This window comes from Polaromonas sp. P1_H6 (assembly GCF_056405195.1).
In genome coordinates, this window is the sequence record NZ_JBFUCN010000011.1 from 128795 (window position 1) to 142757 (window position 13963).

The window sequence follows — 13963 nt, forward strand, 5'->3', positions numbered from 1 at the left end:
CGCTTAACCATACTCCCTATATGGCAGATCTATTGAAAGAGCCTGTCCGGGGGTTGCAAGCCAACGCCAAAGCTGTTCTTCCGTTAACACCGACTCACAAGTGCGTATCAAGGCTTCACCTAGATCATTGCTCTCAACTATGCTCAATCTACCGCAGGCGGCTATAACTGGTGGCACGCTTGGATCAACGCCCGGGTGGCACAGAGTTACACAAAAGGCATCTTTGTGGCCATGTATCTCCGATGCCGCGAGCACTTCGGTTGCCTTGTTGTAGTCGACTAGTCCATTTCCTTCTTTGGTCTTAAGCTCCAAAACAAGTGGAGGGGAATTTTTGAGGCAAAGCAAGTAATCTGGCGCCCCCGTTTTGGTTTTGTCGTCGAGTTTTATAAAGTCGATTTTTAGAAATCGTAGGACATTCTCGAGCGCTTGTTCGAAGGCCGTTCCTTTTGTTGAATAAAACATTTCCACTAGATCAACTCGAGCGCAATTCTTCGCGCGCTTTATATGTCGCTCAGCGGTCCGCTGTCTTTGATTAACTTTCCAGTCTCGGCAGGCATCTCTAACCCAGTTCGCCTTAGCTTTAGCGCTAGGCTTTGCCTTCGCGAATGCTTCTTCTCGAATCGCATCCGCACCAGCAGTTCCCAACATCAGAGTTGCCGGTGTTGCCATACCTTTTTTGCGTAGCACTAGGATTTCGTGCCTAGCTAGGCGGTAGGGTGACCCTGGCGGACAAAGGCCGGTTAACCAAAGAACGTCATCCGGTAGTCCTTCTTGAACACGAAAACTCAGTCGTCTTATTGCTCTTGGTAGCTTACCGATTGCGTCAAGTAAAGCATCAAAGGTTCTCAACGAAGCAGGACGACTTCCAGTTGGAACGCGCTTGTCTGCAGCGGCGGTTGCAATTCCTGAAAAACCCTGCAACACCCACGCGAGATTACGGTACATCTCCGTTAGCATGCCGGCACTTAGTTGAGGCGCCTCATGCTCGAGTTCTTTGACTTCTGCTCCATCAATCCATTTGCAGCAAAGCCACGCGGAGTTAATTGGAAGAACATCCGCTTGCCAAACGGGCTCAGCGAGATGGTCGGCATACTTTTCAGGATCGAATAGCACTCTATTTTGAAGCGGATAAGGGAGGAATCTGGTTGGCTTTACTCCGCCTTGCGGTCGAAACTCGGGGCTTGACAGGCAGCATGAAAAAAGAAGCATTGCAAATTGCAGAGTGTCGGATTTTCCATCCGACGAAGGTAGAAGCTTGTTCAGGTATGGAGCATGCTTGACCATATAGTCGAGTAAAAATACCCCGGTCTCTGGAAGGAGACCGCTATGCCCTACAGCTCGGCCAATGGAGGTCGCAACCAAAGCCCCGGCACTTGTTTCAAGTAAGAACCCCTTTGCCAACAGCCCATCTACGGCAGAGCTAATTTTTGTTGGCCAAGTCTTAAATGCGGTGAGATTTCGATCCTCCTCTCTGAGTGCACTGAACGTAGTGCATATCAACTTCTCTAGATCAGCGCGACTGCTGCACAAATTTGATGAAACAAGTTGAAGTGAAAGTTGATTGAATCGAGCGGGTGTGACTCTTGGTTCAATTGTTGCAAGCTCGCTAAGAGCTAGGAATTTTTTTGCGAGATTTAATTGCAGAGCAGAGGAGAAAAGGATGACTCTTCCCTGGTCGTGTGTAAAACCCATTCGGCCAACGCGCCCTGCCATGTTATGAAACTCCGAAGTTTCTATGGGCACATAAGTTTTCCTATTTCCATCCCATCGCGACCAGTCTGCGAAGACGGCGGCCCCAAGCGGAAAATTCACCCCTGCCGCTAGCGTTGAGGTAGCGAATACAACGTCCAATTTTCCGTCGAGCAAATGCTTCTCGATAACGTTCCTTTCTTCATCCATGAGATCGGCCGTATGAATTGCTATCCGGTGTTCTAAAGTTCCAGCTAAAAAGGTATTTGCCGAAGTTTCAGGAAGGCCATCGAAGGCAAGAGACAACTGGCCTTTTTTTCCGGCATGCATGGTTTCGACAAGTTTGGTCGCAAGATCAAAGGTGTCTTGTTTTTTCATGCAGAAGACGATGATTGGAGTTGGCGGATTCTTCTCCTTCAAAAGGCTGATCACACATGCAATGGGGTCTTGCCTTGCGCCGGCGGGCAAGGGGCGGCCATCAATGACTTCATCTGGATCCTCCGTGGTGACCGTTAGCATCCGATCCGCAGTCCAACATTCATACCGCAAATGCTTCTCTCGACGATGTTGAATAATTAGCTCCACTCCGAGCCAATTTGCCAACTCACCTGCATCTTTTGGTTTAAGGACCGCTGATAGGCCCACGAACTGTTGCCATCCGGCATTTCGTAGCAAGGTCAGCAGAACTTCCACGCTTTGACCTCTATTCGAATCTCCGAGCAACTGGATTTCGTCACAGACTATTACGGTGTCTCTCATATCACTAGGTACGCCTGAAGCCGAGAGTAGCGCCAAAAATTTCTCATAGGTGGCTACTAATAACGGCGCTTGCAAAGGATCTGCTGGTGAGTTTCCCTCGGCATCTTCCACGTAGTCGCCGGTGGCAATGACCAGCGAACTTTTGTTGTCGCCGAGATATGGCGTTAGCAGTTGTGATTTGAAGTCTTCGAACTTTTGCTTAGCCAAAGCTCGATGAGTAACTAGATAGACAGTCCTGCAATGCGCCTCGAGACTCCTGGAAATCGCCCATAAGCCAATCAGAGTTTTGCCGGTAGAGGTAGGCGACACAACGAGCATGCTCTTGCCATGACCGACGCCAGCCTCCAGTGCTGCATATTGCACATCACTGAGAGCAGGCTCCCCGTTTTCCTCAAAAAGTAGATTCTTGAGCGCCGACTCCGATAGCCCATGGTTTTCCGGCAATTTGTGTTTCATAGCGATCCGTCCCAGTTCCTAACAATTTGTCACAACATCATGGCTATGAATGTGTGGCGAAGCTAGGGTGCTTCTGCGGGCTAGGTAGCGAGAAGGTACGTATTCACGGGAGTTTTGCAGGTGAATATTCACCAAAACACCCACGCAGTGCGATTTCTCCGCTTTCCCCCTCCTCCCTTGTCCTACGCGGCCGCCCCATGCGGCGGGCTTAGCGTGTCCTTTTAAGGAGAGACACCATGAGCCAACAGCAGCAGGATTTCAAAACTTTTATGAAAGAGCGGCAGCAGGTCGCCGCCGCGTATGTGAGTGGCGACGCGGGTCCGCTGGGGCGCATCGTGGCGCAGCAGTCGCCGGCCAGTTTTATGAGCCCGGGCGGCGGCGTGGTGAAGGGCACCCAAGCCGTATGGTCGCGTTATGAGAAAGATGCCGGCCGGTTTGAGCCGGGCAGCACGACCGAACTCGAGATCATCGACATGGCGGCGGGCGACACCGTCGCCTACTGGACGGGCATTCAACAGGCGCAGGCGCGCATGAAGGGCCAGGCCGAACCGGTGGCGAACAAGCTGCGGGTGACGGAGGTGTTCAGGCGCGAAGGGGATTCGTGGAAGCTGGTACACCGGCATGCCGACCCCTTGACTGACGCCAAAGCGCCGCACTAGCGCCGGTAGCTTTCTCCACGCCGAGCAGGGAACCTCAAGCCGCTGATCCCTTGTCCTACGCGGCGCTTCGCGCGCCGGTCTTACCTTGGCCTTTTGACAAGGAGCAGCAAGATGGCTACTACTACCTCTCACAAAGCACAGCAGGAGTTCAAGACCTTTATGAAAGAGCGGCAGCAGGCCGCGGTCGCGTATGTGAGCGGCAATGCCGGGCCGCTGGCGCACATCGTCGCGCTGGAATCCCCGGCCACCTTTATGGGCCCGGGCGGCGGCATGGTGAAGGGGACGCAGGAGGTCTGGGCGCGTTATGAGCGCGACGCCCTGGTGTTCGAGCCCATAGGCACGACCCAGCTCGAAGTCGTCGAGATGGCGGCGGGCGACAGCGTGGCTTACTGGACGGGTTACCAGAAGGCGGTGGCACGCATGAAGGGCCGCAGCGATGCCGTGGCCATGACCTTGCGGGTGACGGAGGTGTTTCGGCGAGAGCGGGATGCGTGGAAGCTGGTGCACCGCCACGCCGACCCGCTGGCTGAAGCCAAGATGTAAAAATGTAGCCCCCACGCTCCCCCACTTCGTGTGGCCTTCGGCCTCTGTCCCTGCCCCTTTCATCACATAAGGGGCCGCTGCGCCTGAGGCCCGGCAAAGCCGGTTCCTCGGCCCTTGCTGGTAAAGACGGAACGCCGCATTGCGCGGTTTCGCCGTTGCGGTACCAGCCCTTGGCCATGCCCGGATAAGTCGCAACAAAGGAGCCGCAATGCCGATCCTGCCGGGCATTAGTTCCCCTTTTTTCTGGCTTCTTCCCATCCAATCGAAGGATGGCTGCGCGTAAACCTTGTCCCAAAATGAAACGGCTTCAAGGTTGACCCACATCAAGGAGGAAGACATGCTGATATTCACGAACAGGGAGGTTGATGACAGCAAACGGGATGAAACCGCGTTTGGCCGCGCATTCAAACCGTTTGACACCCGGCTGGGCCTCGCAACGGTGGAAAAACGCGGTGGATCGAAATGGCAGTTGACGAACGTCGATGCGGACGTCAGCGACCAGGATGCGCGCGACGCGCTGGGGCCTTTGTTCAATGGGCGAAAGCCGGTGCTTGTCTACATCCACGGCAACAACAATTCGCCGGCCAAATGTTTTGAGCGCTGTGACCGGCTGCGTGCGATATACGGCGTGGAGGTGGTGGGCTTCTCCTGGGCATCGGAAGGGTTCACGCCCGAAGGCCCCTCACTACCGGGCGTGCCCGTGCCGGAGACCGACGACGAGGACGACCTCAAGGGCATCAAGGGCGGCAATGGCGGCAACACGGAGAAAGCCGGCATCCAGGGGAAGATCCGGCGCTACCACCAGGCCAAAACCAATGCGCAACATTCGGCGCAGGCCCTCGCCAGGTTTCTGCGCATGACGGCCGCCGCCAGGCTGATCGCCAACCAGCCTTTCACGCTGGCCGCGCACAGCCTTGGCGTCCACTTTCTCCAGAACTCACTGGACGTCAGCGGCGCGTCGGAGTCGCTTGCCACGGCGCACAACGTCGCGCTGCTCGCGGCCTGCGCCCGCGCCGCGGGCCACGCGGACTGGCTCGCCAAAATCCGCCCCAAAGGCCAGGTGTTTGTGACCTACAACAAGGGCGACACGGTGCTCTTCGCGGCGAACGTCGCGGACGGGGCGCAAATCAAGCTGGGCGGCGACCTGAGCGAGTTTTCACAAATCCCCGGTGTGCGCTACATCTCTTTCACGGGCGGCCAGGTGGGCGCCTGGGGGCATCGCTATTTCCTACGCGACAACATGCCGGACAAAGCCCTGAAGATTTTCACGCGGATGTTCAGTTCGGAGAGGGACATCCAGGACGGCGAAATCCCGCGCAAGATTTACCCGGTGGGCTGCGATGCGGACGGGCGCATCTGCTACATGGCCGGCCCGGCTGTTGAAGACCGCTGAGCGTTGCCGCCTCTTGCGCCGGGGCGGGATGGGGCTGCCGGCGTCGTCCAGCATCGACTAGTTCTTGGCCGACACCAGCCGGTAGGCGACGAGAAGCACGAGGGCGCCCAGCACGGCGGCGATAAAACCCGCGGTCTCGCCGTTGCGGTACCAGCCCATGGCCATGCCTAAATAAGTCGCGACAAAGGAGCCGGCAATACCGATCAGCACGGTGATGATGAAACCGCCGGGGTCGCGGCCGGGCATCAAAAATTTGGCGACGAGGCCGATGATGAAGCCGATAAGAATGGTCCAGAGGATGGTGGTCATGCGCTTCTCCTGGTGGGTGGGTGGCAGGCGGGTTGCCTGCTTGCCAGCGTGGCGGGGCCGGGAGGTGCGGCTTATCGGCGGGGAATCCGCGGGGATGTAGGAGAAGGACTTTGCTCCTTCCCCCCCGCTGGGGGAAGGTTGGGATGGGGGCTGGCGGCGCTCGAGTTGCGCCGAGGCTGATCAAAGGCCGCTGGCCCCCACCCCACCCTCCCCCAGCGGGGGAGGGAGTAAATGCCAAAAGGGCGTGGCCCTCGCTCAGGTCACCTTGACGTTGATGCGGCGCGGCTGTGCGTGCGCGGCTTTGGGGATGCGCAGCTTGAGCACGCCGTGGGTGAGCTCGGCGGTCACGTTCTCGGTGTCCAGTTCCTTGCTGAGGCTGAAGACGCGGTGAAAACGTCCCAGGCCCACCTCGGTGTGGCTGGACTGCAAGCCTTCGGGCGCGGCCAGGGCGGACTCTGCCTCTATGGTCAGGGTGTCGGCCTCGACCTGGAGCTTGAGGTTCTCCCTGGGCACGCCGGGAAGGTCGGCATAGAGGGTGATGCCGGTGCTGTCTTCGAGCACGTCGACGGGCGGCGTGAGGGTGGCATTGGCGTAGCGGGCCGGCTGCCTTTGTTGTTGCTGCTGCCGCGTGACCTCGGTGGATGACGAAGACGTGCCGTTCTGCATGGCGTCGTTGCTGTTGTTGCCGCGGCCGTTGCCGGTGGTGGTGCCGGCCTGGCTGGATTTGCTGCCGAACATGGTGGGTCTCCTTTCTTTCTCTGTCTGTCTGTGTGGTGACGTCGGTTAATGGATGGTGATGCGGCGTGGCTGGGCGGCCGCGCGGCGCTGGATGCTGATGTGGACCAAGCCGTCCTTGAAGCTGGCCTCGACGGCGTCGGGGTCGGCGTCTTCGGGCAGGCTGATCACGCGGCGGAAGCTGCCGGCGAAACGCTCGTTGATGTGCAGGGTGGACTGCGCGCCGTCTTCAGGCAGCTGCGACTTGCGCTCGCCGGCGATGGTGAGCATGCCGCGCTCGAGGTCGATTTCGAGCGATTTCGGGTCGACACCGGGGGCGAAGGCATAGACCTCCACCGTCTGCGGCGTGCCGCCTATGTTGAGGGCGGGAAAGCCGCCGCGGCCGAAGCCGCGGATGTTGGGAGACAAGTCGAGCGCCTGCTGGATCTCACGTTGCAGGCGGTCCATCTCCCCGAACATGTCGTAGGGAAACAGCGATCGAAACATGGCGATTACCTCCATTCAGGTTGAACATGGTCATTCAATGAAGGGGCGCCGGACCGGCGGCTCAGCGCCCGGATGGAGGAAGTATGAATTCGCCGGAAAATTTCAAGAGGGGTGTTGGCGGATTTGCGTTTGCCTGCATTTGAAGCGGATTGTTGCAAGGGCGGTTTCGCTTTGCTCCTTCCCCCGCTGGGGGAAGGTTGGGATAGGGGCCGGCGGCGGTTGAAGTTGCGCCGGAGCTGTTCAATGGCCGCTGGCCCCCACCCCACCCTCCCCCAGCGGGGGAGGGAGTTGAATCGGGGAGAGGGAATCAATCGGGGAAAAGGCTACTCCGCAAACAGCTCCGTCATGAACTGCGTCGACTTCAGCCCCGTCCCCGTCAGCAGCACCACCGTGGTCTCATTCGCCTGGATGGCGCCCGAGGCGTGCAGGACGTCGAGCGCGGCGGCGGCCGAGGAACTGGTGGGTTCGGCGTACAGGCCGGTGGCGGCCAGGCGGCGCACGGCGGTGGCGATCTGTTCTTCTGTTAACGCCACGGTCCCGCCGCCGGATTCGCGCAATGCTTTGAGCAACTCGGCCAGGCGTATCGGCTGCTTGATGGCCGTGCCTTCGGCGATGGTGGGTTTGACGATGCGTTCCACGGGCCCGTCGCTGCCGGCCGTAAAACTTGCGTCAATCGGCGAGCAGTTGAGCGGCTGGGCCGCGAATAGTTTGGGCAGCTTTTTGATCTGGCCCGAAGCCAGCAGCTCGCTGAAGCCGATGTGGCAGCCCAGCACATTGCTGCCGGCGCCGCAGGGGATGATGATGTTGTCGGGCGCCTTGAAGCCGAGGTCTTCCCACAATTCATAGGCGATGGACTTGGTGCCCTGCAGGAAGAAGGGGTGCCAGTTGTGGCTGGCGTAAAAAATCTTCTCCGACTGGCGGATGGCCTCGTACTCGGATTCCTCGCGCGGGCCTTCGACGAGCTGCACCTCGGCGCCGAAAGCGCGTATCTGCGCGACCTTGGGCAGGGGCGTGTAACCGGGCGCGAGGATCTTGACCTTGATGCCGGCCGATGCGCCGGCGGCGGCAATCGCCGCGCCGCCGTTGCCGGAGCTGTCTTCAAGGATGTGCTGGATGCCGAGCTGTTTGAGGAAGGACACCATGACACTCGCGCCGCGGTCCTTGAAGCTGCTGGTGGGGTTGAACCATTCGAGCTTGAACAGCGGCGACAAGCCGCCCCAGGATTTTTCGACCAGGGGTGTGCAGCCTTCACCCATGCTGGCGCTGCTGGCTATGTGCAGCGGCAGCGCGGCACGGTAGCGCCAGATGGAGCGTTCACGCGTGTCGACGTCATCGCGGCTGATGCCGGGCAGCGCGCTGAGCATCAGCGGGTTGCCATCGTCGGAGCGCCAGCGGCGGTCGGCGAGCGGGTACTGTTTGCTGGTGCGGGGGTCGAGGTAGTGCGGCTGCATGGGGCTTGGTTCAAAGTCCAAAACTTGGATAATATATCCAGTACTAGATAAATCGTCAAATACCTTTCTTCGCTCCCTCCCCCGCTGGGGAGGGTTGGGGTGGGGGGCCAGCGCCCGTCAAATTCACACACTGCGATACCATGGCCAACCAGACAATTTGTCTGAATTCCGAAACCACCGCCATGCCCAAGACACCCGCCCAGCCCTCGAACAAGCACCTGCTCGCCGAGCTCAAGAATATTGCCGAAGGCCTGGGCAAGACCTTCGCGCCGTTTTGCGAGGTGGTGGTGCATGACCTCACACACCCGAAAAACGCCATCCTCGCGATCGAGAACAACCTGAGCGGGCGGCGCGTGGGCCAGCCCGCAACCGAGCTGGGCCTGGCGCGCATCCAGGACCCGGATTACCCGGCGGTGATCGCCAACTACGCCAACCAGTTCGCCGACGGCCGCAAGGTCAAGAGCACCTCGGTGGGCATCCGCAATGAGGCCGGCGAGTATGTGGCGGCCATCTGCCTCAATGTGGACCTGACCTTGTTCAACGGCTTCCAGGCCGCGATGTCGCAGTTCACCGCGATTGAAAGCAGCGCCGTGACGGAGACGCTGGACGCGGCGAACGCCGACCGCATCCACCAGTGCATAGACGAATTCGCCGCCGCGCGCGCCACCACCTCGCGCTCGCTGCGGCCGGCTGACCGCAAGCAGCTGGTGCAGGACTTGAAGAAGGCCGGCTACCTGGAGATACGGCGTGGGGCGGAGATCGCTGCTGCGCATATGGGAGTCTCGCGCGCCACGGTGTACAGCGACGCGAAATAGCGGCCAAAAAGACCCTGCGCGGCGTTGCAAAGCCTCGCCGGGGGTCTACCCCGTCTGCGTTTTGCGCCTTGCTCAGGGCCTTTTTGACGCGCTATTTGCTTTGGAAACCGGCCTCGGTGGGTTTCAACCTTCCGCGATGCGCTTGGCCGCCTGCCGCGTGGTCTTGAGTACCAGCTTCTGCACGCGCTCCACCAGGGTCTTGGCGCCATGCGGCAGCGCGGGCGCCAGGGCCGCGGCGGCGCCCTCCAGGGCGGCGGGGATTTTTTCGGCGACGTCTTTCGCGGTGGCCAGGGTGAAGGCGGCGCCCATGCCCAGTTCGGCCGCCATCTGCCGCACGTGGGCCTGCGTGACACTGCCGGGCCGGGTCTCGCCCCCGATGGCAAAGGCGAACTCGCCGGAGAGCCCGGGATAGATGCGGGTGCACATGAGGTCGTAAAACGGTGTCAGGCGCACGCCCTGGCCGGGCGGCTGGTAGACCGACAGGTTTTTGGCGTGGCTGTCGTTGTTGCCGGTGTAGAGGTTGAAGAACACCCAGCGCAGCAGGTTCAGCAGATCGACGGCGGGCGCCGAACTGTATTGCCGCACCAGCCGCGCGCACTGCGCCAGGCCGGGGCCGCCTTCCTTCTCGTATTTTTTGTCGGACACCACGCCGCTGAGCTGGCACAGGTCGTACTGGATCAAACGGCCCAGCCTGCCGCCCTCCTGCGGCACGCGGTCAAAGCGCTTGACGACGCAGGCGCGGGTGTGCGGCTCGTAAAACACCTCGGCCGTGGGCAGGCCGCAGCGCGCGGCGGCGAGCATGAGCAGGGTTTCGTTCGCGGCCGAATGCCAGACCTCGGGCAGGCGCCGGATGTCGGGTTTGAGGATGTGGCTGGATGGGGAGGTGCCGCGCGCGAGCTGCGGCACGCCGTCGGCAAAAATCGCGATGGAGGTTTTGTCCTGCGCGCCGGCCAGCGAGATGCGGGTTTCGCGGCCCTGGATGTCGATGGCCGCCGACTTGCCGGCCAGGCGCTGGGCCAGGGCTTCCCAGCTGGTCGCCTCGTAGCGCGGCCCCTCGGGCCTGGCACCGGCCGGCAGGATGACAAAGCCGCCGGCCGTGTCGCCCGCCGTCTCCAGCAGCAAGCCGAACAGGGTGGAGGCCTTGCGGCTGATCGCCAGGTAGCTGCGCAAATCGCCTTCGGGCAGCAGGTTCTCAAAAAAGGCCTGCACGGCCGGGGCGTCGCTGCGGCCGATGGCCAGGGTGATGCCGGCCACCTGGGCGGGCTCCCTCCGCGCCAGCCATTCGGCCGAGTATTCGAAAGACAGCGGCGAGCTGTCGTGGACCGAGCCGACCCGCTCTTCGTTGAAAAAGACGTCGAGGCGGGAAGGCTCCGCCGGGGTGGTATTGATGGTGGTCATGCCTGGCCGCCTGCTTTGGGACGCACCACCACTTCCAGGCCCAGCAGGTTCAATACGTCGAGCACCTTTTGCAGCTGCACGGTCGGCTTGCCGCGTTCCAGCTCGATGACAAAGCGGTTGCCGGTGCCGCCCAGCCCCGCCACGTCGACCTGTTTGAGGGCCAGCCTGTGCCGCCGCTCGCGCACCAGCTCGCCCAGGTCGGCGGCGGACCGGACGATGGCGCCTTGAGAAATTGAAAAATTACCGATCGGGATGTTTTCTTCAACGGAAGGCATAGGATGATCCATAGTTACCGATCGGTAAGTTTAGGGGTCTTTCGCAGCAGCTGTCAATAAAAGTTACCTATCGGTAACTTTGAGGGAAAACCGGATCTGGTTTATCCGCGGATGACACAGATGACGGAGGTTGAAGAAAGGCATCTGCGGCATGGCCGCAGCAAACAGGCCCTTGGCCGGAACAGAGGCAAAACCCTTACAAATCAAATCGCCAAAACCGCGCAGATAGGCGTCCTTGCCCCGATGATGATGGGCGCTCCAGCCAGCGCGACAACACCAAACGGAGGACGCCATGAAAACCACCCCCATCACCACAGGCCTGGGCCTGCTCACGGCGGCCGCGCTGCTGGCCGGTTGCGCCGGCGGCGCGGGCGACCCGATCAACACCAAGCCCAGCTACCTGGGCCCCATCACCATGGGGGTGTATGACGGCGGCAACGACGACCTGCTGACCGCCGGCCTGGGCAAGACCGGCCTGGGCGGCGCCGCGCCACAGCCGCTGGACCCTTTGAGGCCGACGGCGGCCGAGCTGCGGCGCATCGCGATCTATAACAACTACCGCGCCATCCTCGACATCTCGCCGGCCGGCGGCTACGGCACGCTTTACGGCCCGAACGTGGATGCGCGCGGTGTGGTCACCACCGGCGAAGGCAAGATCGCCGGCAGCGAATTCATCGCCTACTCGGACGACGGCAGCGGCCGGCACAACGTGACCATGATGGTGCAGGTGCCGGCGAGCTTCAACCCGGCGAATGCCTGCATCGTGACCGGCACCTCGAGCGGCTCACGCGGCATTTACGGCGCCATCGGCTCCTCGGGCGAATGGGGTTTGAAGAACGGCTGCGCCATGGCCTATACCGATAAGGGCACCGGCAGCGGCATGCACGACCTGCAGAACAACACGGTGCACCTGCAGAACGGCCTGCGCGCCGATGCAGGTGCGGCCGGCGCGGCCTCCAATTTCACGGCCGCCCTGAGCCCGACGGAACGCACGGCCTTCAACGCGGCCACGCCGAACCGCTTTGCCGTCAAGCACGCGCATTCGCAGCAGAACTCCGAGAAGGACTGGGGCCGCTTCACGCTGCAGGCGGTGGAGTTCGCCTACTTTGTGCTGAATGAACGTTATGGCGCGCCCTCACGCGACGGCAGCGCGCGCCTGCGGACGCTGAACCCGTCCAACACCATCGTGATCGCCTCCAGCGTCTCCAACGGCGCCGGCGCGGCGCTGGCGGCGGCCGAGCTCGACACGCGCGGCCTGATCAGCGGCGTGGCGGTCGGCGAGCCGCAGGTGCAGCTGGTGCCCGACGCGCGGCTCAGCGTACGGCGCGGCAACACGACGCTGGCAGGCACCGGCAGGCCGCTGTACGACTACACGACGCTGGCCAACCTGCTGCAGCCCTGCGCCGCGCTGCTGTCGCCCACGACCAATGTCTTCAACACCATCAACCCGGCCATCGCCGCCAACCGCTGCGCCGCGCTCAAGGCCCAGGGCCTCGTCAACGGCAACACGCCGGCCGAGCAGGCGGCCAGCGCCATGTCGGTGCTGCAGGCCGCGGGCTGGCAGCCCGAAAGCAACGACCTGCAGGCCTCGCACTATTCGTTTGCCACGCTGCCGGTGGCGCTGACCTATGCCAATGCCTATGGCCGTGCCGGCGTACAGGACAACCTGTGCGGCTACAGCTTTGCCGCCACGGCCCCGGCCACCGCGCCCGTGCCCAATGTGCCGGTGCCCGCATCGGCCGCCGCGCTGGCGACTTCTTTCGGCACCGGCAACGGCGTGCCGCCCACGGTGGGTGTCAACATCGTCAACAACGCCAGCCTGGGCGGCCCGCTGCTGGACGCGGCCTCGGTGTCGGCCGGCAATGTGCAGGACTACAACAGCGCCGGCGCGCTGTGCCTGCGCGCACTGGTCAGCACCAACACCCCCGACGCCCTGCGCGTCCGCGAGGGCATACAGCAGGTGCTGCGCAACGCCAACCTGCAGGGCAAGCCGGCCCTGATCGTGCACGGCCGCTCCGACACGCTGGTGCCGGTGGCCTTCACCTCACGGCCGTATTTCGGCCTCAACAAGATGGTCGAGGGCCGCAGCAGCAAACTTTCCTACATCGAGGTCACCAACGCCCAGCACTTCGATGCCTTCCTGGGCTTTCCGGGTTATGGCGCGCGGCTGGTGCCGCTGCACCGCTATTTCATCCAGGCCATGGACATGATGTATGCGCACCTCAAGACTGGCGCGCCGCTGCCGGGGAGCCAGGTGGTGAGGACGGTGCCGCGGGGTCAGACTGGCAGCGTTGCCAATCCGATTACGTTGGCGAACGTGCCGGCTATTCAGTTGGTGCCAGGAGTGGGGGATCGGATCACGTTTGAGAATAATGTTGTGACGGTTGCGGATTAAGGCCGGGTCTTGCGCCGGCTGTCCGCGCTTCCTCTGTTCTCTCTTCTTGGTTCTGCTGGCCGGGGGTAGCCCGGCGGCTACTCACTTTTAGCGAAACCCGCAAAGCGAGTTTTCTTTTGTTCGTCAAAAGGCGCGCTACGCGCGCGGGGTTTGCTCACTTCGCGAAGCGAAGTTACGCAAACACCAAAAGTAAGCAAAAGAAAAGGCGACCCTGGTTGCTGCGTCCCTTCGCTGCGCTACGGGCAACCTGCGGTGCTCGGTCCAGACGGGGTCTCGCTAAACTCGCTTCGCTCAAACAACGCGATCCCTGATCCGTCTGGACCTCCGCTCCTCGGCGCATCCACAAGGGGTGGGGATTGGAATACAAATACCAAATACCTGAAGAAACAAGGACTCGCCAAGGCGAGTCCTTGTTTGTCTTGGTTTGATTCTTTGTGTTTTGTCCCCGCTCCCGATTGCCCCGTCCTGGCTGGGCCGAGGAGCGCAGACGTAGGCGGATCAGGGATCGCGCTTGTCTGAGCGAAGCGAGTTTGCGCGAGACCCCGCCGTAGTCGAGCACCGCAGGTTGCCCGCAGCGAAGCGTAGGGACCCAGACTGCGG

At 61.4% G+C, this 13963-nt stretch carries 13 protein-coding genes; 5 read left to right on the plus strand and 8 right to left on the minus strand.

Annotated elements, in window-relative coordinates; translation table 11 throughout:
- Nucleotides 1–3 precede the first annotated feature (3 nt).
- Nucleotides 4–2904, minus strand: coding sequence for a DEAD/DEAH box helicase (locus AC1D1F_RS12415; protein WP_477700732.1), 2901 nt, complete (start codon nucleotides 2902–2904; stop codon nucleotides 4–6).
- Between the two features lie 236 nt (nucleotides 2905–3140).
- On the opposite strand from AC1D1F_RS12415, the gene AC1D1F_RS12420 reads away from it, so the two are divergent.
- The 3 genes from AC1D1F_RS12420 to AC1D1F_RS12430 all read left to right on the plus strand — a co-directional run bounded on the left by AC1D1F_RS12420 (nucleotide 3141) and on the right by AC1D1F_RS12430 (nucleotide 5499).
- Entirely contained in the window at nucleotides 3141–3563 is a 423-nt protein-coding gene (locus tag AC1D1F_RS12420) for a YybH family protein (RefSeq protein ID WP_477678120.1), read from the plus strand.
- A 111-nt stretch (nucleotides 3564–3674) separates the two neighbouring features.
- Nucleotides 3675–4106, plus strand: a complete 432-nt coding sequence (locus tag AC1D1F_RS12425; protein WP_477678119.1) for a YybH family protein — start codon at nucleotides 3675–3677, stop codon at nucleotides 4104–4106.
- Between the two features lie 337 nt (nucleotides 4107–4443).
- A complete protein-coding gene (locus AC1D1F_RS12430) occupies nucleotides 4444–5499 on the plus strand; it encodes a hypothetical protein (RefSeq protein ID WP_477678118.1) in 1056 nt (351 codons plus the stop codon).
- Between the two features lie 57 nt (nucleotides 5500–5556).
- On the opposite strand, the gene AC1D1F_RS12435 is transcribed toward AC1D1F_RS12430, so the two are convergent.
- The 4 genes from AC1D1F_RS12435 to AC1D1F_RS12450 form a co-directional block, all read right to left on the minus strand.
- Nucleotides 5557–5808: a GlsB/YeaQ/YmgE family stress response membrane protein gene (locus AC1D1F_RS12435; protein ID WP_477678117.1), complete on the minus strand. Its 252-nt coding sequence runs from the start codon at nucleotides 5806–5808 to the stop codon at nucleotides 5557–5559.
- Nucleotides 5809–6063: 255 nt separating this feature from the next.
- Nucleotides 6064–6474: an Hsp20/alpha crystallin family protein gene (locus AC1D1F_RS12440; protein ID WP_477678122.1), complete on the minus strand. Its 411-nt coding sequence runs from the start codon at nucleotides 6472–6474 to the stop codon at nucleotides 6064–6066.
- A gap of 117 nt (nucleotides 6475–6591) precedes the next feature.
- On the minus strand, nucleotides 6592–7029 hold the full coding sequence (locus AC1D1F_RS12445; protein ID WP_477678116.1) for an Hsp20/alpha crystallin family protein: 438 nt from the start codon (nucleotides 7027–7029) through the stop codon (nucleotides 6592–6594).
- 323 nt (nucleotides 7030–7352) lie between these two features.
- On the minus strand, nucleotides 7353–8480 hold the full coding sequence (locus AC1D1F_RS12450; RefSeq protein WP_477697307.1) for a threonine synthase: 1128 nt from the start codon (nucleotides 8478–8480) through the stop codon (nucleotides 7353–7355).
- Nucleotides 8481–8662: 182 nt separating this feature from the next.
- Here AC1D1F_RS12450 and AC1D1F_RS12455 point away from each other — a divergent pair, with 182 nt between their 5' ends.
- Complete coding sequence (locus tag AC1D1F_RS12455; RefSeq protein ID WP_477678114.1) at nucleotides 8663–9295, plus strand: helix-turn-helix transcriptional regulator; 633 nt, start codon at nucleotides 8663–8665, stop codon at nucleotides 9293–9295.
- 123 nt (nucleotides 9296–9418) lie between these two features.
- Here AC1D1F_RS12455 and AC1D1F_RS12460 read toward each other — a convergent pair whose 3' ends face one another.
- From AC1D1F_RS12460 to AC1D1F_RS12470, 3 genes are all read right to left on the minus strand, one after another.
- The gene (locus AC1D1F_RS12460; protein ID WP_477678113.1) at nucleotides 9419–10693 is read right to left on the minus strand and encodes a HipA domain-containing protein; all 1275 of its coding nucleotides are present in this window, start codon (nucleotides 10691–10693) and stop codon (nucleotides 9419–9421) included.
- Nucleotides 10690–10968, minus strand: a complete 279-nt coding sequence (locus tag AC1D1F_RS12465) for a helix-turn-helix domain-containing protein (RefSeq protein ID WP_477678112.1) — start codon at nucleotides 10966–10968, stop codon at nucleotides 10690–10692. Before AC1D1F_RS12465 ends, AC1D1F_RS12460 begins: the two co-directional genes overlap by 4 nt.
- A 63-nt stretch (nucleotides 10969–11031) precedes the next feature.
- The gene (locus AC1D1F_RS12470) at nucleotides 11032–11262 is read right to left on the minus strand and encodes a hypothetical protein (RefSeq protein WP_477678111.1); all 231 of its coding nucleotides are present in this window, start codon (nucleotides 11260–11262) and stop codon (nucleotides 11032–11034) included.
- Between AC1D1F_RS12470 and AC1D1F_RS12475 the strand changes: the two genes are divergently transcribed.
- Nucleotides 11261–13363 (plus strand): D-(-)-3-hydroxybutyrate oligomer hydrolase, encoded by a 2103-nt coding sequence (locus AC1D1F_RS12475; protein ID WP_477678110.1) that lies wholly within the window; start codon nucleotides 11261–11263, stop codon nucleotides 13361–13363. The two genes, AC1D1F_RS12470 and AC1D1F_RS12475, sit on opposite strands and share 2 nt — an antisense overlap.
- Nucleotides 13364–13963 lie beyond the last annotated feature (600 nt).

Bases quoted from the DNA above. Each gene is read 5' to 3' on its own strand.
- AC1D1F_RS12415 (WP_477700732.1), bottom strand. From the start codon at position 2,904: ATGAAACACAAATTGCCGGAAAACCATGGGCTATCGGAGTCGGCGCTC.
- AC1D1F_RS12420 (WP_477678120.1), top strand. From the start codon at position 3,141: ATGAGCCAACAGCAGCAGGATTTCAAAACTTTTATGAAAGAGCGGCAG.
- AC1D1F_RS12425 (WP_477678119.1), top strand. From the start codon at position 3,675: ATGGCTACTACTACCTCTCACAAAGCACAGCAGGAGTTCAAGACCTTT.
- AC1D1F_RS12430 (WP_477678118.1), top strand. From the start codon at position 4,444: ATGCTGATATTCACGAACAGGGAGGTTGATGACAGCAAACGGGATGAA.
- AC1D1F_RS12435 (WP_477678117.1), bottom strand. From the start codon at position 5,808: ATGACCACCATCCTCTGGACCATTCTTATCGGCTTCATCATCGGCCTC.
- AC1D1F_RS12440 (WP_477678122.1), bottom strand. From the start codon at position 6,474: ATGCAGAACGGCACGTCTTCGTCATCCACCGAGGTCACGCGGCAGCAG.
- AC1D1F_RS12445 (WP_477678116.1), bottom strand. From the start codon at position 7,029: ATGTTTCGATCGCTGTTTCCCTACGACATGTTCGGGGAGATGGACCGC.
- AC1D1F_RS12450 (WP_477697307.1), bottom strand. From the start codon at position 8,480: ATGCAGCCGCACTACCTCGACCCCCGCACCAGCAAACAGTACCCGCTC.
- AC1D1F_RS12455 (WP_477678114.1), top strand. From the start codon at position 8,663: ATGCCCAAGACACCCGCCCAGCCCTCGAACAAGCACCTGCTCGCCGAG.
- AC1D1F_RS12460 (WP_477678113.1), bottom strand. From the start codon at position 10,693: ATGACCACCATCAATACCACCCCGGCGGAGCCTTCCCGCCTCGACGTC.
- AC1D1F_RS12465 (WP_477678112.1), bottom strand. From the start codon at position 10,968: ATGCCTTCCGTTGAAGAAAACATCCCGATCGGTAATTTTTCAATTTCT.
- AC1D1F_RS12475 (WP_477678110.1), top strand. From the start codon at position 11,261: ATGAAAACCACCCCCATCACCACAGGCCTGGGCCTGCTCACGGCGGCC.
- AC1D1F_RS12470 (WP_477678111.1), bottom strand. From the start codon at position 11,262: ATGGCGTCCTCCGTTTGGTGTTGTCGCGCTGGCTGGAGCGCCCATCAT.